General features: G+C 67.6%; 17 protein-coding genes and 1 tRNA gene. All 18 read right to left on the minus strand.

Annotated features, from left to right (window positions below; genetic code table 11):
* Window position 1: 1 nt before the first annotated feature.
* Window positions 2-1,474 carry an NADH-quinone oxidoreductase subunit M gene (locus tag ACY0MJ_RS08830; RefSeq protein WP_462638015.1) on the minus strand — a complete coding sequence of 491 codons (1,473 nt, stop codon included), beginning with the start codon at window positions 1,472-1,474 and terminating at the stop codon, window positions 2-4.
* Between the two features lie 19 nt (window positions 1,475-1,493).
* Window positions 1,494-3,587 carry an NADH-quinone oxidoreductase subunit L gene (nuoL, locus tag ACY0MJ_RS08835; RefSeq protein WP_462638016.1) on the minus strand — a complete coding sequence of 698 codons (2,094 nt, stop codon included), beginning with the start codon at window positions 3,585-3,587 and terminating at the stop codon, window positions 1,494-1,496.
* A gap of 25 nt (window positions 3,588-3,612) precedes the next feature.
* Complete coding sequence (nuoK, locus tag ACY0MJ_RS08840) at window positions 3,613-3,921, minus strand: NADH-quinone oxidoreductase subunit NuoK (protein ID WP_462638017.1); 309 nt, start codon at window positions 3,919-3,921, stop codon at window positions 3,613-3,615.
* Entirely contained in the window at window positions 3,918-4,586 is a 669-nt protein-coding gene (locus ACY0MJ_RS08845) for an NADH-quinone oxidoreductase subunit J (RefSeq protein WP_462638018.1), read from the minus strand. Before ACY0MJ_RS08845 ends, nuoK begins: the two co-directional genes overlap by 4 nt.
* 19 nt (window positions 4,587-4,605) lie before the next feature.
* Entirely contained in the window at window positions 4,606-5,121 is a 516-nt protein-coding gene (gene nuoI, locus ACY0MJ_RS08850) for an NADH-quinone oxidoreductase subunit NuoI (protein WP_462638019.1), read from the minus strand.
* A gap of 4 nt (window positions 5,122-5,125) precedes the next feature.
* The gene (nuoH, locus tag ACY0MJ_RS08855) at window positions 5,126-6,208 is read right to left on the minus strand and encodes an NADH-quinone oxidoreductase subunit NuoH (protein WP_462638020.1); all 1,083 of its coding nucleotides are present in this window, start codon (window positions 6,206-6,208) and stop codon (window positions 5,126-5,128) included.
* The gene (gene nuoG / locus ACY0MJ_RS08860) at window positions 6,205-8,376 is read right to left on the minus strand and encodes an NADH-quinone oxidoreductase subunit NuoG (RefSeq protein WP_462638021.1); all 2,172 of its coding nucleotides are present in this window, start codon (window positions 8,374-8,376) and stop codon (window positions 6,205-6,207) included. Before nuoG ends, nuoH begins: the two co-directional genes overlap by 4 nt.
* Window positions 8,373-9,743: an NADH-quinone oxidoreductase subunit NuoF gene (nuoF, locus tag ACY0MJ_RS08865; protein ID WP_462638022.1), complete on the minus strand. Its 1,371-nt coding sequence runs from the start codon at window positions 9,741-9,743 to the stop codon at window positions 8,373-8,375. The genes nuoG and nuoF overlap by 4 nt, the downstream gene beginning before the upstream one ends.
* Window positions 9,740-10,225: an NADH-quinone oxidoreductase subunit NuoE gene (gene nuoE, locus ACY0MJ_RS08870; protein ID WP_462638023.1), complete on the minus strand. Its 486-nt coding sequence runs from the start codon at window positions 10,223-10,225 to the stop codon at window positions 9,740-9,742. The genes nuoF and nuoE overlap by 4 nt, the downstream gene beginning before the upstream one ends.
* On the minus strand, window positions 10,222-11,475 hold the full coding sequence (locus ACY0MJ_RS08875) for an NADH-quinone oxidoreductase subunit D (protein ID WP_462638024.1): 1,254 nt from the start codon (window positions 11,473-11,475) through the stop codon (window positions 10,222-10,224). Before ACY0MJ_RS08875 ends, nuoE begins: the two co-directional genes overlap by 4 nt.
* Before the next feature lie 144 nt (window positions 11,476-11,619).
* The gene (locus ACY0MJ_RS08880; protein ID WP_462638186.1) at window positions 11,620-12,207 is read right to left on the minus strand and encodes an NADH-quinone oxidoreductase subunit C; all 588 of its coding nucleotides are present in this window, start codon (window positions 12,205-12,207) and stop codon (window positions 11,620-11,622) included.
* 38 nt (window positions 12,208-12,245) lie between these two features.
* A complete protein-coding gene (locus tag ACY0MJ_RS08885) occupies window positions 12,246-12,728 on the minus strand; it encodes a NuoB/complex I 20 kDa subunit family protein (RefSeq protein WP_462638025.1) in 483 nt (160 codons plus the stop codon).
* Window positions 12,729-12,763: 35 nt separating this feature from the next.
* Window positions 12,764-13,135, minus strand: coding sequence for an NADH-quinone oxidoreductase subunit A (locus ACY0MJ_RS08890; protein ID WP_462638026.1), 372 nt, complete (start codon window positions 13,133-13,135; stop codon window positions 12,764-12,766).
* Between the two features lie 62 nt (window positions 13,136-13,197).
* A tRNA-Leu gene (locus ACY0MJ_RS08895) sits at window positions 13,198-13,282 on the minus strand.
* Between the two features lie 135 nt (window positions 13,283-13,417).
* On the minus strand, window positions 13,418-13,840 hold the full coding sequence (gene secG / locus ACY0MJ_RS08900; protein ID WP_462638027.1) for a preprotein translocase subunit SecG: 423 nt from the start codon (window positions 13,838-13,840) through the stop codon (window positions 13,418-13,420).
* Window positions 13,841-13,876: 36 nt separating this feature from the next.
* Window positions 13,877-14,626: a triose-phosphate isomerase gene (tpiA, locus tag ACY0MJ_RS08905; RefSeq protein WP_462638187.1), complete on the minus strand. Its 750-nt coding sequence runs from the start codon at window positions 14,624-14,626 to the stop codon at window positions 13,877-13,879.
* An 11-nt stretch (window positions 14,627-14,637) separates the two neighbouring features.
* Window positions 14,638-15,627, minus strand: coding sequence for an NAD(P)H-quinone oxidoreductase (locus ACY0MJ_RS08910; protein ID WP_462638028.1), 990 nt, complete (start codon window positions 15,625-15,627; stop codon window positions 14,638-14,640).
* A 6-nt stretch (window positions 15,628-15,633) separates the two neighbouring features.
* Window positions 15,634-17,979: a polyribonucleotide nucleotidyltransferase gene (gene pnp, locus ACY0MJ_RS08915; protein WP_462638029.1), complete on the minus strand. Its 2,346-nt coding sequence runs from the start codon at window positions 17,977-17,979 to the stop codon at window positions 15,634-15,636.
* Between the last annotated feature and the right edge of the window lie 87 nt (window positions 17,980-18,066).

Genomic DNA, 18,066 nt, shown 5'->3' on the forward strand with positions numbered 1-18,066 from the left:
GTCAGAGCTTGGAAGCCGCGACGTGCTTCAGGAAGTCGGCCACCGAGGCGTTCATCACGTCGGTGAAGGGTTTCGGGTGGATGCCCATGTACAGCACGGCGACCGCCAGCAGGCCCAGCATCAGGAACTCGCGGGCGTTGATGTCGGCCATGGCCTTCACCTTGTCGTTGCCCACCGGGCCGAAGTAGACGCGCTTGACCATCCACAGCGTGTAGGCCGCGCCCAGGATCAGGGCGATGGCGGCCAGCAGGCCGATCCAGAAGTTCTCGCGCACCGAGGCGAGGATCACCATCCATTCGCCGACGAAGCCGGCGGTGGCGGGCAGGCCGCAGTTGGCCATGGCGAACAGCACCACGAACGCGGTGAAGGTCGGCATGGAGTTGATCACGCCGCCGTAGTCGGCGATCTGGCGCGAGTGCACGCGGTCGTACAGCACGCCGATGCACAGGAACATGGCGGCCGACACGAAGCCGTGGGCGATCATCTGCACCACGCCGCCGGCCACGCCGAGGTCGTTGAAGATGAAGAAGCCCAGGGTGACGAAGCCCATGTGGGCGACGGAGGAATACGCCACCAGCTTCTTCATGTCCGTCTGCACCATCGCCACCAGGCCCACGTAGATCACGGCGATCAGCGACAGCGCGATGATGAGCCAGGCCCATTCGCGCGAGGCGTCGGGGGCGATCGGCATGGAGAAGCGCAGGAAGCCGTAGGCGCCCAGTTTCAGCATGATCGCGGCCAGCACGGCGGAGCCGCCCGTGGGCGCTTCGACGTGCACGTCCGGCAGCCAGGTGTGCACCGGGAACATCGGGACCTTCACCGCGAAGGCGGCGAAGAAGCCGAAGAACAGCAGCGTCTGCGCCAGCGAGGACAGCGGCAGCTTGTGCCAAGTCAGGATGTCGAAGCTGCCGCCGGACTTGGTGTACAGGTAGACCAGCGCGACCAGCATCAGCAGCGAGCCGAGCAGCGTGTACAGGAAGAACTTGAAGGCCGCGTAGATCCGGTTCGGGCCGCCCCAGATGCCGATGATCAGGTACATCGGGATCAGCGTGGCCTCGAAGAACACGTAGAACAGCACGGCGTCGAGCGCGCAGAACACGCCGATCATGAAGCCCGAGAGGATCAGGAAGGCGCCGTAGTACTGGTTCACGCGCTCGGTGATCACCTCCCAGCCGGCGATCACGACGATCACGGTGATGAAGGCGGTGAGCAGCACGAACCAGAACGAGATGCCGTCCAGGCCCAGGTGGTAGCTGATGTTGAACCGGTCGATCCAGCTCACCTGCTCCACGAACTGCATCGCGGAGGTGCCGGTGTCGAACTGCGCGTACAGGGGCAGCGTCACCAGGAAGCTGGCGAGCGCGCCGACGAGGGCGATCCAGCGCACCGCGCGCGCCTGGTCGTCGCGGCCCATGGCCAGCAGGATGGTGCCGAAGACGATCGGCATCCAGATCGCCAGGCTGAGGAGTCCCATCTTCATTGTTCTTGTTCCCCTACTTCTGCAGCCACTCGCTGATCATGGGCCAGCTGACGAAGTACGTCATGAGCACCACCACGCCCAGCAGCATCGCGAACGCGTAGTGGTAGATGTAGCCGGACTGCACCCAGCGCACGATGCCGGCGAACCAGCCCACCGCGCGGGCGCTGCCGTTGACGAAGACGCCCTCGATCACGCCCTGGTCGCCGCCCTTCCACAGGCCGCGGCCGAGCCCGCGCGCCGCGCGGGCGATCACGTTCTCGTTGAACCAGTCCATGTAGTACTTGTTGTCCAGCAGCGTGTACAGGAAGCCGAAGCGCTTCTGCAGGGCCGCCGGGATGTCGGGCCGCTTCATGTAGAAGAACCACGCGAGCACCACGCCGGTGAGCGCGAGCCAGAACACGGGGGTGGTCAGGCCGTGCAGCGCCATCTGCACCGGGCCGTGGAATTCCTTCGCCATCTCCTCCAGCGCGGGGTGCTTCTCGAGGTCGACGAAGATCGCATCCTTGAAGAACTCGCCGTACAGCATGGGCTGGATGGTCAGGAAGCCGATCACCACCGAGGGGATCGCCAACAGCACCAGCGGCACCGTCACCACCCAGGGGGTCTCGTGCGGCTTCTCGTCGTGGCCATGGCCGTGGCCGTGGTCGTCCTTGTGCACCGCATGGCCCTGCACGTCCGGCTCCTCGTCGGAGTAGTGGTGGCCGTGGGCTTCCGGGTTCTGGTCGTAGCGTTCCTGGCCGTGGAAGACCAGGAAGTACATGCGGAACGAGTAGAAGGCCGTGACGAACACGCCCGCCATCACGGCGAAGTAGGCGAAGCCGGCGCCCGGCAGGTGCGACAGGTGCACCGCCTCGATGATGCTGTCCTTCGAGTAGAAGCCGGCGAAGAGCGGCGTGCCGATCAGCGCGAGCGAGCCGATCAGCGTGGTGATCCAGGTGATCGGCATGTACTTGCGCAGGCCCCCCATCCAGCGGATGTCCTGGTTGTGGTGCACCGCGATGATCACGGAGCCGGCCGCGAGGAACAGCAGCGCCTTGAAGAACGCGTGCGTCATCAGGTGGAACACCGCCACCGAGTACGCCGAGGCGCCGAGCGCCACGGTCATGTACCCCAGCTGCGAGAGCGTGGAGTAGGCGACGACGCGCTTGATGTCGTTCTGGATGATGCCCAGGAAGCCCATGAACAGCGCCGTGATGGCGCCGATCACCAGCACGACGGACAGCGCGGTGTCCGACAGCTCGAACAGGGGCGACATCCGCGCGACCATGAAGATGCCGGCCGTCACCATGGTGGCGGCGTGGATCAGCGCGGAGATGGGCGTGGGGCCTTCCATCGAGTCGGGCAGCCACACGTGCAGCGGGAACTGCGCGCTCTTGCCCATGGCGCCGACGAACAGGCAGATGCAGATCACGGTGATCAGCATCCAGTCGGTGCCGTAGCCGAAGCCGAGCTTCGCGATCTCCGGCGCCTTGGCGAAGGCCTCGCCGTAGTTCAGCGTGCCGGCGTAGGCGGCCAGCAGCGCGATGCCCAGGATGAAGCCGAAGTCGCCGACCCGGTTGACCATGAAGGCCTTCAGGTTGGCGAAGATCGCCGTCGGCTTGGTGAACCAGAAGCCGATCAGCAGGTAGGAGACCAGGCCCACCGCTTCCCAGCCGAAGAACAGCTGCAGGAAGTTGTTGCTCATCACCAGCATCAGCATGGAGAAGGTGAAGAGCGAGATGTAGCCGAAGAAACGGTTGTAGCCCGGGTCGTCCTCCATGTAGCCGATGGTGTAGATGTGCACCATCAGCGACACGAAGGTCACCACGCACATCATCATCGCCGTGAGGCCGTCGACCAGGAAGCCGACCTCCATCTTCAGGCCGCCGACGACCATCCACTCGTAGATCGTCTGGTTGAAGCGGGCGCCGTCGATCGCGACGCTCTTGAGCGTCATCGCCGACAGGATGAAGGCGACGAGCACGCCGAGGATGGTGAAGGTGTGCGACAGGCGGCGGCCGATCGCGTTGCCCCCCAGCGTGGTGCCGAAGACGCCGGCCAGCACCGCGCCCGCGAGGGGCGCGAGCGGTACGGCGAGCAGCGTCGCTGCGTTCAGTGAAGTAGCCATCGTTTCTTTTCCCGCCCGGCGGGCATCAGCCCCGCAGGGCGTTCAGTTCTTCGACGTTGATGTTCTCTTTGTTCCGGAACAGCAGCACCAGGATCGCCAGGCCGATGGCCGACTCGGCGGCCGCGACCGTCAGGATGAAGAACACGAACACCTGCCCGTGCATGTCTCCCAGGTAGTAGGAGAAGGCCACGAAGTTCATGTTCACGGCCAGGAGCATCAGCTCGATGGCCATCAGCAGCACGATCAGGTTGCGGCGGTTCAGGAAGATGCCGACCACCGACAGCGCGAACAGGATCGCGCCCAGCGTGAGGAAGTGTCCGAGGGTGAGCATCATGCCTTGGTCTCCGCGGCGGCCGCGGCGGGCGCCGGTTCGGGCTGGGCGGGGCGCGTCGGCGGCAGCTTGACGATCTGCAGCCGCTCGCGCGCCTTCACGCGCACCGCCAGCGAGGGGTCGATCGCCTTGCTGTCCTTGCGGTGGCGCAGCGTCAGCGCGATGGCGGCGACGATGGCCACCAGCAGGATGACGGCGGCGATCTCCAGCGGGAACAGGTACTCGGTGTAGAGCAGACGGCCCAGCTCCTGCGTGTTGGAGAACTGCGTGCCGGCCTGCGCCGCGGCGGCCACGGCCGGCAGCGCGCGCGGCTCCTCGGTCGGCCGGAAGCCGCCCATCAGCACCGCGGCCATCTCCAGCGCGATCAGCGCGCCGATGGTGGCGGCCAGCGGGAAGTGCTTCCAGAAGCCGGCGCGCAGCATCGACACGTCGATGTCGAGCATCATCACGACGAACAGAAACAGCACCATCACGGCGCCGACGTACACGAGCACGAGCGCGATGGCCAGGAACTCCGCCTTCAGCAGCATCCACACGCCGGCGGCCTGGAAGAAGGTGAGCACCAGGTACAGCGCCGCGTACACGGGGTTGCGCGCCGTGATCACCCGGAAGGCCGCGAACAGCAGCACCACCGAGAACAGATAGAAGAGACCGGTCCGGACGTCCATGTTTGTTGTTTCCTGCGTCCTAGCGGTACTTGGCGTCCGCCGCCTTGGCGGCCGCGATCTCGGCCTCGTAGCGGTCGCCGACGGCCAGCAGCATGTCCTTGGTGAAGTACAGGTCGCCGCGCTTCTCGCCGTGGTATTCCAGGATGTGCGTCTCGACGATCGAGTCCACCGGGCAGCTCTCCTCGCAGAAGCCGCAGAAGATGCACTTGGTCAGGTCGATGTCGTAGCGCGTGGTGCGGCGGGTGCCGTCGTCGCGCTGCTCGCTCTCGATGGTGATGGCGAGCGCCGGGCAGACGGCCTCGCACAGCTTGCAGGCGATGCAGCGTTCCTCGCCGTTCTCGTAGCGGCGCAGCGCGTGCAGGCCGCGGAAGCGCGGCGACAGCGGGGTCTTCTCGTCGGGGAACTGCACGGTGATCTTGCGGGCGAAGAAGTACTTGCCCGTGATGCGCAGGCCCTTGAACAGCTCCACCAGCATGAAGCTGCGGAGGAAGTCGCCCAGGTTGAAGCCGGGGCGGGACAGGGTGTCGGTTGCCATGGCCTTACTTGAAGATGTTGTAGGGGGTCTGCATCCACGCGCCGACCACCACCAGCCACACGAGCGTCACCGGGATGAAGATCTTCCAGCCCAGGCGCATGATCTGGTCGTAGCGGTAGCGCGGGAACGTCGAGCGGATCCACAGGAACATCGTGACCATCACGAAGGTCTTGATGCCCAGCCAGATCCAGCCCGGGATCCAGTTCAGCAGCGGCGCGTCGATGGGGGGCAGCCAGCCGCCCAGGAACATGATCACCGCCAGGATGGACACGAGCCACATGTTGGCGTACTCGGCCAGGAAGAACATGGCGAAGCTCATGCCCGAGTACTCGATCATGTGGCCGGCCACGATCTCGGATTCGCCTTCCACCACGTCGAAGGGGTGGCGGTTGGTCTCCGCCAGGCCCGAGATGAAGTAGACGAAGAAGATCGGCAGCAGCGGCAGCCAGTTCCAGGACAGGAAGTTGATGTTGCGGTCGGCGAAGTAACCGCGCGACTGCTGCATCACGATCTCCGTCATGTTCAGGCTGCCGGACACCATGAGCACCACCACCAGGCAGAAGCCCATGGCGATCTCGTAGCTGACCATCTGCGCCGAGGCGCGCAGCGCGCCCAGGAAGGCGTACTTGGAGTTGGACGCCCAGCCGGCGATGATCACGCCGTACACCTCGAGCGAGGTGATCGCCATCAGGAACAGCAGGCCGGCGTTGATGTTGGCCAGCGCCACGTCGGGCCCGAAGGGGATCACCACCCAGGCGGCCAGCGCCGGCATGATGGTCATGATCGGGCCGAGCAGGAACAGGCCCTTGTTCGCGACCGTGGGGAGGATGATCTCCTTGGTCAGCAGCTTCACCGCATCGGCGATCGGCGTCAGCAGCCCGAAGGGGCCGACGCGGTTGGGACCGGGACGGATCTGCGTGAAGCCGATGGCCTTGCGCTCCCACAGCGTCAGGTAGGCCACCGCGCCCATGAGGGGCAGCACCACGGCGATGATCTTGATCAGCGCCCACACGACAGGCCAGCCCGCGGCCGTCCACCAGGGCGCGGCGATCAGGCCGTTGCCGAATCCGTAGAGTGCGTCGATCATGCCCGCACCTCCCGCTGGCTAGCTCCCTCTCCCGCCTGCGGGAGAGGGCCGGGGTGAGGGCTCTTTCGCGCATCGGCGGTCAGCTGCAGCGCCGGCGCCCTGCGCACGATGCCATCGAGCTGGTAGATCGCCGCGCTCACCGGCTTCGCGTCGGTGTCGCCCAGCCACGCCGCCTTGGACGTGCGGTTGGACAGCAGCTCGCCCCGCACCATGGGCTCGTCCTTGTCGGCGCCGCCGCGGGCGTCGGCCAGCACTTCGTTGGCCGACTCGTACTCGAAGCCCGGCAGGCCCAGCATGTTGCCCAGCACGCGCAGCACCTTCCAGGCGGGACGCGCCTCGCCCAGCGGCTTGACGACGGCGTGGAAGCTTTGCACGCGACCTTCGGCGTTGACGAAGGTGCCGGGCGTTTCCGTCCAGGGCGCGATCGGCAGCAGCACGTCGCTGATGTCCAGGTTGGCCTGGAAGGGGCTCAGCGTGACGACCATGCCGCCGCCCTGCCCCAGCGCGCGGGCGCGCGCGCCGGCGGCGGAGTCGAACTCCGGCTCGGTGTTCAGCAGGAACAGCGCCTTCAGGCCGCCGGCCAGCATCTGCGCGGCGTTCAGGCCGCCTTCGCCGGGCATGGCCTTCACGAGCTGCGCGCCGACCGTGTTGGCCGCTTCGGTGAGGTAGCCCACCGTGGCGCCGGTCTGTTCGGCGATCCACTGCGCCAGCGCCAGCAGCGAGCTCGCGCTGGGATGGTGCGCGGCGGCGTTGCCCAGCAGGACCGCCTTGCGCTCCCCGGACAGCAGCGAGGCGGCGATCGCCTTGGCCGTGTCGGTCGCGTTGCCCTGCAGCGGCGCCTTGGCGCCCTTCTCGCTGCCGATGGCGGTGGCGATGTCCGCCAGCGCCTGGATCCACTGGCCGGCCGGAGCGATGCTCTTGCCGGCGATGGCCATGGCCCAGTCGTTGTCCGCATCGTGCACGACCGAGACCTGGGCGCCGGTGCGCACCGCGGCCCGCACGCGCATGGCGAACAGCGGGTGGTCCTTGCGCAGGTTGGAGCCGATCACCAGGGCGCGCTGCAGCGTCGAGAGCGACGCGATGCTCGTTCCCAGCCAGCGCACGCCCTCGCCCGCCGTGAATTCGGCGTGCCGCAGGCGGTGGTCGATGTTCTCGCTGCCCAGCGCGCGCACCAGCTTCTGGGCGAGGAACAGTTCCTCCACCGTGCTGTGCGGGCTGACGAGCGCGCCGATGGCCCTGGCGCCGTGCTCGCGCTTGACGTCGGCGACGCCGCGCGCGACGTATTCCAGGGCCGTCTGCCAGTCCACGGGCTTCCACTCGCCGCCCTGCTTCAGCATGGGCGAGACCAGGCGTTCGGGCGAGTTGAGCGCCTCGTAGGAGAAGCGGTCGCGGTCGGCCAGCCAGCACTCGTTGACCGCTTCGTTCTCGAAGGGCAGCACGCGCATGACCTTGTTGTTCTTGACCTGGACGATCAGGTTGGCGCCGGTGGAGTCGTGCGGGCTCACCGACTTGCGGCGCGACAGCTCCCAGGGGCGGGCCGAGTAGCGGAAGGGCTTGCTCGTGAGCGCGCCGACCGGGCACAGGTCGATCATGTTGCCCGAGACCTCGGAGTCGACCGTGTCGCCGAGCACCGTGGTGATCTCGCTGTGCTCGCCGCGGTGGATCATGCCCAGCTCCATCACGCCGGCGAGCTCCTGGCCGAAGCGCACGCAACGGGTGCAGTGGATGCAGCGGCTCATCTCCTCCATGGAGATCAGCGGGCCGACGTCCTTGTGCAGGACGACGCGCTTCTCCTCCTCGTAGCGCGAGGAGCTCATGCCGTAGCCGACCGCGAGGTCCTGCAGCTGGCATTCGCCGCCCTGGTCGCAGATCGGGCAGTCGAGCGGGTGGTTGATCAGCAGGAACTCCATCACCGACTGCTGCGCCTTGACCGCCTTCTCGCTGCGGGTGCGGACGATCATGCCGTTGGTGACGGGCGTGGCGCAGGCCGGCATGGGCTTGGGCGCCTTCTCCACGTCCACCAGGCACATGCGGCAGTTGGCGGCGATGGAGAGCTTCTTGTGGTAGCAGAAGTGCGGGATGTAGGTGCCGGCCTTGTCGGCCGCATGCATCACCATGCTGCCTTCGGGCACCTGCACCTTCTGTCCGTCGAGTTCGATCTCAATCATGCTTTTGCTCCCTCTCCCTCGGGGAGAGGGTTGGGGTGGGGGGCGGCCCCCTTCGTCGCGACGATCTTCGCCTCGAACTCGTGCCGGAAGTGCTTCAGCATCGCGCGCACCGGCATCGCCGCGGCGTCGCCCAGCGCGCAGATCGTGCGGCCCTGGATGTTGTCGGCCACGGAGTTCAGCAGGTCGAGGTCGGCCACCTTGCCGGCGCCGTTGAGGATGCGGTCCTCCACGCGCCACAGCCAGCCCGTGCCTTCGCGGCAGGGCGTGCACTGGCCGCAGGACTCGTGCATGTAGAAGTACGACAGGCGCAGCAGCGACTCCACCATGTCGCGCGTCTCGTCCATCACGATGACGGCGCCCGAGCCGAGCATGGAGCCCGCCTTGGCGATGGAGTCGTAGTCCATCGTGCACTCCATCATGATGTGCGCGGGCAGCACCGGCGCCGAAGAGCCGCCGGGGATCACGGCCTTGAGCTTGCGCCCGCCCTTGACGCCGCCGCACAGCTCCAGCAGCTTGCTGAAGGGCGTGCCGAGCGGGATCTCGTAGTTGCCGGGCAGCTCCACGTCGCCGGAGACCGAGAAGATCTTGGTGCCGCCGTTGTTCGGCTTGCCGCATTCGAGGTAGGCCTGGCCGCCGTTGCGGATGATCCAGGGCACCGCCGCGAAGGTCTCGGTGTTGTTGATCGTGGTCGGCTTGCCGTACAGGCCGAAGCTCGCCGGGAACGGCGGCTTGAAGCGCGGCTGGCCCTTCTTGCCTTCCAGCGACTCCAGCAGCGCCGTCTCCTCGCCGCAGATGTAGGCGCCGAAGCCGTGGAACGCGTGCAGCTGGAAGCTGAAGCCGGAGCCCAGGATCCTGTCGCCCAGGTAGCCGGCGGCGCGGGCCTCCTCCAGCGCTTCCTCGAAGCGCTCGTAGACCTGGAAGATCTCGCCGTGGATGTAGTTGTAGCCCACGCTGATGCCCATCGCGTAGGCGGCGATGATCATTCCCTCGATCACGATGTGCGGGTTGTAGGCGAGGATGTCGCGGTCCTTGCAGGTGCCCGGCTCGCCCTCGTCGGAGTTGCACACCAGGTACTTCTGCCCGGGGAACTGGCGGGGCATGAAGCTCCACTTCAGGCCCGTGGGGAAGCCGGCGCCGCCGCGGCCGCGCAGGGCCGATTCCTTGACGGTCGCGATCACCTGGTCGGGCGTCAGGCCGTCGGCCAGGATCTTGCGCAGCGCCTTGTAGCCGTCGCGCGCCTCGTAGTCCGCGAGGCGCCAGTTGGTGCCGTCGAGGCCCGCGTAGATCTGCGGGTTGATGTGGCGGCCGTGGAAGCAGGTCTGGACCCCGGTGGCCTGGAACTGCTCGAGCACCTGGGCGGCGTTCATGCTTGCGCTCCCTTCAGGCCCTCGACCAGCTGGTCCAGCTTGTCGTCGCTCATGAAGCTGCACATCGTGCGGTCGTTCACCAGCATCACCGGCGCGTCGGCGCAGGCGCCGAGGCACTCGCTCTGCTGCAGCGTGAACAGGCCGTCGGGCGTGGTCTCGCCCATGCGGATGCCCAGGCGGCGCTCCAGGTGCTCCAGCGCCTTCTGGCCGTTGCGCAGCTGGCACGGCAGGTTGGTGCACACGTTCAGCTTGTACTTGCCGACCGGGCGCTGGTTGTACATGTTGTAGAAGGTGGTCACCTCGTGCACCGCGATCGCGGGCATGCCCAGGTAGTCGGCGACGTCCTGCTCGCTCTCGCGGCTGACGAAGCCCTGCTCCTGCTGCACGATGGCCAGGCAGGCCATCACGGCGGACTGCTTCTGGTCCGGCGGGTACTTGGCGACCTCGCGGTCGAACCGCGCGCGCATGCTGTCACTGATCATCGATCGATCTCTCCGAACACGATGTCCATCGTGCCGATGATGGCCACGGCATCGGCGATCATGTGGCCGCGGCCCATTTCGTCCAGGGCGGCCAGGTGCGGGAAGCCCGGCGGCCGGATCTTCATGCGGTAGGGCTTGTTGGCCCCGTCGCTCACGATGTAGATGCCGAACTCGCCCTTGGGGTGCTCCACCGCGGCGTAGGCCTCGCCCTCGGGCACGCGCATGCCCTCGGAGAAGAGCTTGAAGTGGTGGATCAGCTCCTCCATGTTGGCCTTCATGCTCTCGCGGTCCGGCGGCGCCACCTTGTGGTTGTCGGTGATCACCGGGCCGGGGTTCTCGCGCAGCCAGGCCACGCACTGCCGGATGATCCGGTTGGCCTCGCGCATCTCCTGCACGCGCACCAGGTAGCGGTCGTAGCAGTCGCCCGTCTTGCCGATCGGGATGTCGAAGTCCATGCGGTCGTAGACCTCGTAGGGCTGCGTCTTGCGCAGGTCCCACAGCACGCCGGAACCGCGCAGCATCGGGCCGGTGAAGCCCAGGTTGAGCGCGCGCTCGGGGCTCACCACGCCGATGCCCACGGTGCGCTGCTTCCAGATGCGGTTGTCGGTCAGCAGCGTCTCGTACTCGTCCACGTTGCCGGGGAAGCGCTGCGTGAACGCCTCGATGAAGTCCAGCAGGGAGCCCTGCCGGTCCTCGTTCATCCGGTCGATCTCGCGCTGGTTGCGGACCTTGCTGGCCTTGTACTGCGGCATGGCGTCCGGCAGGTCGCGGTAGACGCCGCCCGGGCGGAAGTAGGCCGCGTGCATGCGCGCGCCGGAGACCGCCTCGTACATGTCGAAGATGTCCTCCCGCTCGCGGAAGCAGTAGATCAGCATGTTCATCGCGCCGCAGTCCAGCCCGTGCGCGCCGAGCCACAGCAGGTGGTTCAGCAGGCGGGTGAGCTCGGCGAACATCACGCGGATGTACTGCGCGCGGATCGGCACCGTGATGCCCAGGAGCTTCTCCACCGCGAGGCAGTAGGCGTGCTCGTTGCACATCATCGAGACGTAGTCCAGCCGGTCCATGTAGGGCAGCGTCTGGATGTAGGTGCGCGTCTCGGCCAGCTTCTCGGTGGCGCGATGCAGCAGGCCGATGTGCGGGTCGGCGCGCTGGATCACCTCGCCGTCCAGCTCCAGCACCAGCCGCAGCACGCCGTGCGCGGCCGGGTGCTGCGGGCCGAAGTTGAGGGTGTAGTTCTTGATTTCAGCCATGTCTTTAGCAGTCCGAACTTCCGGAACTACCGGACGCAAAAGTCGCAAAGGTTCCGCGAAGGTCGCAAAAGAAACCTTCTTTCAATGGATGTCCTTTTGCGACTTTTGCGGAACCTTCGCGACCTTTGCGTCCGGTCCCCGTATTCACTGCAGCCCCCCGTACTTCTCCTCGCGGATGATCCGCGGCGTGATTTCGCGCGGCTCGATCGTCACGGGCTGGTAGATCACGCGCTTCTTCTCGGCGTCGTAGCGCATTTCCACGTGGCCGGAGACCGGGAAGTCCTTGCGGAACGGGTGGCCGATGAAGCCGTAGTCGGTGAGGATGCGGCGCAGGTCGGCGTGGCCCTCGAACACGATGCCGTACAGGTCGAAGGCCTCGCGCTCGAACCAGTCGGCCGCGCTCCACAGGCCCGTCACCGAGTCCACCACCGGCAGGTCGTCGTCGGGCGCGAACACGCGCAGGCGCACGCGCTGGTTCAGGCTCACCGACAGCAGGTGCGACACCACGGCGTAGCGCGGGCCGTCCCAGTCGCCCATCCTGTATTCCGAGTAGTCGACGCCGCAGAGGTCGATCAGCTGCTCGAAGCGGCAGCCGGGGTCGTCCTTGAGGATGCGCGCGGCTTCCAGGTAGTCCTTCGCGCCGACCACCACGGTGACTTCGTCCAGGCGGGCTTCGACGCTCTTCGCCTTGTCGCCGAGCGCCGCCTTCACGGCCTCGAGCGTGGCTTGCATGCCGGGAGCGACCGCGGCGAGATTGGCGGGCTGCATGCTCAGGTCCTCGCGATCGTCTGGGTGCGGCGGATCTTCTGCTGCAGCTGGATGATCCCGTACAGCAGGGCCTCGGCCGTCGGCGGGCAGCCGGGCACGTACACGTCGACCGGCACGATGCGGTCGCAGCCGCGCACCACCGAGTAGCTGTAGTGGTAGTAGCCGCCGCCGTTCGCGCAGGTGCCCATGGAGAGCACCCAGCGCGGCTCGGCCATCTGGTCGTACACCTTGCGCAGCGCCGGCGCCATCTTGTTGCACAGCGTGCCGGCGACGATCATCAGGTCGGACTGGCGCGGGCTCGGGCGGAACAGCATGCCGAAGCGGTCGATGTCGTAGCGCGCCGCGCCGGCGTGCATCATCTCCACCGCGCAGCAGGCCAGGCCGAAGGTCATCGGCCAGAGCGAGCCGGTCTTGGCCCAGTTGATGACCGAGTCCACGGTCGTCGTGACGACACCTTTTTCGAGGATGCCTTGGTCGTTTGCCATCGCGAGAAATTCCTTGCTGTGGTTCGCGCCGGGGATCATTCCCAGTCGAGCGCGCCCTTCTTCCACTCGTACACGAAGCCCACGACCAGGATCGCCAGGAAGATCATCATGGCCCAGAAGCCGACGAGGCCGATCTCCTTGAGCGCCACGGCCCAGGGGAAGAGGAAGGCGATCTCGAGGTCGAACAGGATGAAGAGGATCGCGACGAGGTAGTAGCGCACGTCGAACTTCATGCGCGCGTCCTCGAAGGCCTCGAAGCCGCATTCGTAGGGGGAGTTCTTCGCCGGGTCGGGCTTCTGCACGCCCATGCCCTTGGCGAACACCCAGCCGAGGACCTGGGGCGCCACGCCGACGCCGACGCCGACGAGGATGAACAGGAGGACAGGGAGGTACTGGTCGAGGTTCATCTGGGGCTGGGTCGTCCGCGGACTTTGTTGCTGCCGGGGCAGCGCCCGGCCGGCTCTTCTCTTGGTGCCGACGGCGAGACTCGAACTCGCACAGCTTTCGCCACTACCCCCTCAAGATAGCGTGTCTACCAATTTCACCACGTCGGCAATCGTGAACGCGCCCGGACAGGCTGCACGAGGGTTGCGTCTCCGGGGAAACGCGCCCATCCGGACAACCATGAAGTGTACTCCGAAACAGGTGCCTCACTGCCGCGCAGGAGACGCCCCGTTCCGGGGCAAGGCTCACTTCGTGGGGATCTGTGCGGCGCCCGACGCGGGCGTCGCGGGAGCCGCCGGCGCCGCGGAAGCGGCGGGGGCGGCCGGCACGGTCGTGCCCGGGATCGCGGCGGCGCCGGAGGCCGGCGCGGCGGGAGCCGTCGCCGGCGCGGCGGCGCGCTCGAGCACGCTGCCCGAGCCGGCCGGCGCCACGCTGTGGCTGAAGTAGGCCAGGCCCAGGGTGCAGGCGAAGAACACGGCCGCCAGGACGGCCGTGGTGCGCGAGAGGAAGTTGGCGCTGCCGGTGGCGCCGAACAGGCTGCCGGAGGCGCCGCTGCCGAAGGCCGCGCCCATGTCCGCGCCCTTGCCGTGCTGCAGCAGGATGAGCCCGATCATGCCCAGGGCCGTCAGGATCTGGACAGCCAGCACGATGGTCAGCAATGCATTCATTCAAATACTCCTGGTTCTTGTGTGCGCCCGCCGCGCTCAGGCGCCGGCGGCCGCGATGATCTGGAGGAAGTCGGGGGCCTTCAGGGAGGCGCCGCCGATCAGGCCGCCGTCGATGTCCGGCTGGGCCAGCAGGCTGGCCGCGTTCGCCGCGTTCATGCTGCCGCCGTAGAGGATGTGCACGCGCTGAGCGTGCGCGCTGGCCGCGGCGAGCTGCTTGCGCAGCACGGCATGCACCTGCTGCGCCTGCTCGGGGCTGGCGGTCTTGCCGGTGCCGATCGCCCAGACCGGTTCGTAGGCGACCACGATCTCGCTGATGCAGTGGCCGTTGACGTGGATCACGGCGGCCAGCTGGCGCTTCACGACCTCCTCGGTGCGGCCCGCCTCGCGCTCGGCGAGCGTCTCGCCGACGCACACGATGGGCGTGATGCCGTGGGCGAGCGCCGCCCTGGCCTTCTCGGCCACCAGCGCATCGCTCTCGCCGTGGTACTGGCGCCGCTCCGAATGGCCGACGATCGCGTAGCGCACGCCGAACTCGCGCAGCATCGCCGCCGAGACCTCGCCGGTGTAGGCGCCCTGCGCGTGCTGCGAGACGTCCTGCGCGCCCAGTTCCAGCGGCGAGCCGGACTTGAGCATCTGCACCTGCGCCAGGTAGGGCGCGGGCACGCACAAGGCGACGTCGCAACGCGCCTCCTTCGTCCCCGCGGCCACCGCGCGCACCAGCGCGTCGTTGGCCTCCAGGCTGCCGTTCATCTTCCAGTTGCCGGCAATCAGCTTCTTCTTCTGCATCTCGCTTGGGTTCACCAGGTCAGGACGATCTTGCCGACGTGCTGGTTGGATTCCATCAGGGCGTGCGCCTTCGCGGCGTCCGCGGCGGCGAAGGTGGCGTGGATGACCGGCTTGATCCTGCCGCCTTCGACCAGCGGCCAGACGTTCTTCTTCAGCGACGCGGCGATCGCGGCCTTGAAGGCCACCGGCCGCGGGCGCAGCGTGGAGCCGGTGATCGTGATCCGGCGGCGCAGCACCAGGCCGGCGTTGAACTCGCTCTTGGTCCCGCCCTGCACCGCGATGATCACGATGCGGCCGTCCTCGGCGACGCACTTCACCTCGCGGTCGATGTAGGCGCCGGCGACCATATCGAGGATCACGTCCACGCCCTTGCCGCCGGTGAGCTGCTTCGCCTCCTCGGCGAAGTCCTGCGCCTTGTAGTTGATCGCGTGGTCGGCGCCGAGATCGATGCAGGCCCGGCACTTGTCGTCCGAGCCGGCGGTGGCGATCACCTTGGCGGCGCCCATGGCCTTGGCCATCTGGATCGCCGTCACGCCGATGCCGCTGGTGCCGCCCTGGACCAGGAAGCTCTCGCCCGCCTGCAGGCGGCCGCGGTCGAACACGTTGCTCCAGACGGTGAAGAAGGTCTCGGGCAGCGAGGCCGCCTCGACGTCCGACAGGCCCTGGGGCACCGGCAGGCACTGGCCCACCGGCGCGACGCACAGTTCGGCGTAGCCGCCGCCGGCCACCAGCGCGCAGACGCGGTCACCGGGCTTGAAGCCGCCGGCGGCCATCGCCTGGGCGTCGCCGCCCACGATGGTGCCCGCCACTTCCAGGCCGGGGATGTCCGACGCGCCGGGCGGCACCGGGTAGTTGCCGGTGCGCTGCAGCACGTCGGGCCGGTTGACGCCGCTCGCCGTGACGCGGATCAGCAACTCGCCCGCGCCCGGCACCGGGTCGGGGCGCTCGCCGGCGCGCAGGACTTCAGGCGCGCCGTACTGCGTGATCTCGATCGCGCGCATGGCGGTTCAGGCCTGCGGTTCGCCGCCGTTGCCGCCCTGGCTGCCATTGCCGCCCTGGCCGCCGCTGCCGTTCTCCTGCACCGGGGCCGGTTCGCGCTGCTCGCGCGGTTCGCGGAATTCACGCGGCTCGCGGGCTTCGCGCGGGGGACGGTCGCCGCGGTCGCCGCGGTCGCCACGATCACCCCGGTCGCCGCGGTACTCGCCGCGCGGGGGACGGTCGCCACGGAATTCGCGCGGCTCGCGCTCGGGCATGCCTTCCGGACGCTCGGTCAGCGCCTTCATGGACAGCTTCACGCGGCCCTTGTCGTCGGTCTCGAGCACCTTGACCTTCACCACCTGGCCTTCGGACAGGTAGTCGCCCACCTTCTCCACGCGCTCGTGCGCGATCTGGCTGATGTGCAGCAGGCCGTCCTTGCCGGGCAGCAGGTTGATCAGCGCGCCGAAGTCCAGGATCTTGGTAACCGGGCCTTCGTACACCTTGCCCACTTCCACTTCGGCGGTGATCTGCTCGATGCGCTTCTTCGCCTCCTCGGCCTTGCCGGAGTCGGTGGACGCGATGGTGATGGTGCCGTCTTCCGCGATGTCGATCTGCGTGCCGGTTTCCTCGGTCAGCGCGCGGATCACGGCGCCGCCCTTGCCGATCACGTCGCGGATCTTCTCCGGGTTGATCTTCATCGTGTACAGGCGCGGCGCGAAGTCGGACACCTCGGTCTTGGCCTCGCCCAGGGCTTCCTGCATCTTGCCCAGGATGTGCATGCGCGCTTCCTTGGCCTGCGCCAGGGCGACCTGCATGATCTCCTTGGTGATGCCCTGGATCTTGATGTCCATCTGCAGGGCCGTCACGCCGTTGACCGTGCCGGCCACCTTGAAGTCCATGTCGCCCAGGTGGTCCTCGTCGCCCAGGATGTCGGTCAGCACCGCGAAGCGGTTGCCTTCCTTGATCAGGCCCATGGCGATGCCGGCCACGTGGGCCTTCATCGGGACGCCCGCGTCCATCAGCGCCAGGCAGCCGCCGCAGACGGAGGCCATCGACGAGGAGCCGTTGGACTCGGTGATCTCGGAGACCACGCGCATCACGTAGGGGAACTCCTCCTTGGAGGGCAGCAGCGGGATCAGCGCGCGCTTGGCCAGGCGGCCGTGGCCGACCTCGCGGCGCTTGGTCGAGCCCATGCGGCCCGTTTCGCCGGTGGCGAAGGGAGGCATGTTGTAGTGGAACAGGAAGCGGTCGTGGTATTCGCCCGCCAGCGCGTCGATGCGCTGCGCGTCCTGCTCGGTGCCCAGGGTGGACACGACCAGCGCCTGCGTCTCGCCGCGCGTGAACAGCGCGGAGCCGTGGGTGCGGGGCAGCACGCCGGTGCGGATCTCGATCGGGCGCACGGTGCGCGTGTCGCGGCCGTCGATGCGCGGCTCGCCCGACAGGATCTGGCCGCGCACGATGCGCGCCTCGATGTCGAACAGCAGGTTGTCGACCTTGATCGGGTCGAACTCGACGCCCTGCTCCTTCAGGCCGGCGTGCACCGACGCGGTGGCGTCGCGCAGGGCCTGGGTGCGGGCCTGCTTGCTGCGGATCTGGTAGGCGGCGCGGATCTTCTCCTCGGCCAGCGCGGTGACCTTGCCGATGAACTCCTCGTCCTTGGCGGGCGGCTGCCAGTCCCACACCGGCTTGCCGGCTTCGCGCACCAGCTCGTGGATGGCGTTGATGGCGATGTTGCCCTGCTCGTGGCCGAACACCACGGCGCCCAGCATCACTTCCTCGGACAGCTGCTGCGCCTCGGACTCCACCATCAGCACGGCGGATTCGGTGCCGGCGACCACGAGGTCCAGGTCGGACATCTTGCGGGCGGTCGGGCCGGGGTTCAGCACGTATTCGCCGTTGACGTAGCCCACGCGGGCGGCGCCGATCGGGCCGTTGAAGGGGATGCCGGAGATGGACAGCGCGGCGGACACGCCGATCATGGCGGCGATGTCGGCGTCGACCTCGGGGTTCAGCGAGATGGTGTGGATGACCACGTGCACCTCGTTGTAGAAGCCCTCGGGGAACAGCGGGCGGATCGGGCGGTCGATCAGGCGGGAGGTCAGCGTCTCGAGCTCCGAGGGCTTGGCTTCGCGCTTGAAGAAGCTGCCGGGGATCTTGCCGGCGGCGTAGGTCTTCTCGATGTAGTCGACGGTCAGCGGGAAGAAGTCCTGGCCCGGCTTGGCGGTCTTGGAGCCGACCACCGTGGCGAGGACCACCGTGTCGTCGATGTTGACCAGCACGGCGCCGGAGGCCTGGCGGGCGATCTCGCCCGTCTCCAGCGTCACGGTGTGGTTGCCCCACTGGAACGTCTTGGTGACCTTGTTGAAGATGCTCATGGCTTGTTCTCTCTCTGGTTGCCGGAGCCCGGGCCCGAACGAGATGCCATTCCCCAGGGACTGGCCGCCAACCCCTGGGGAATGACA

Source organism: Ramlibacter sp. bp-362 (assembly GCF_054956735.1).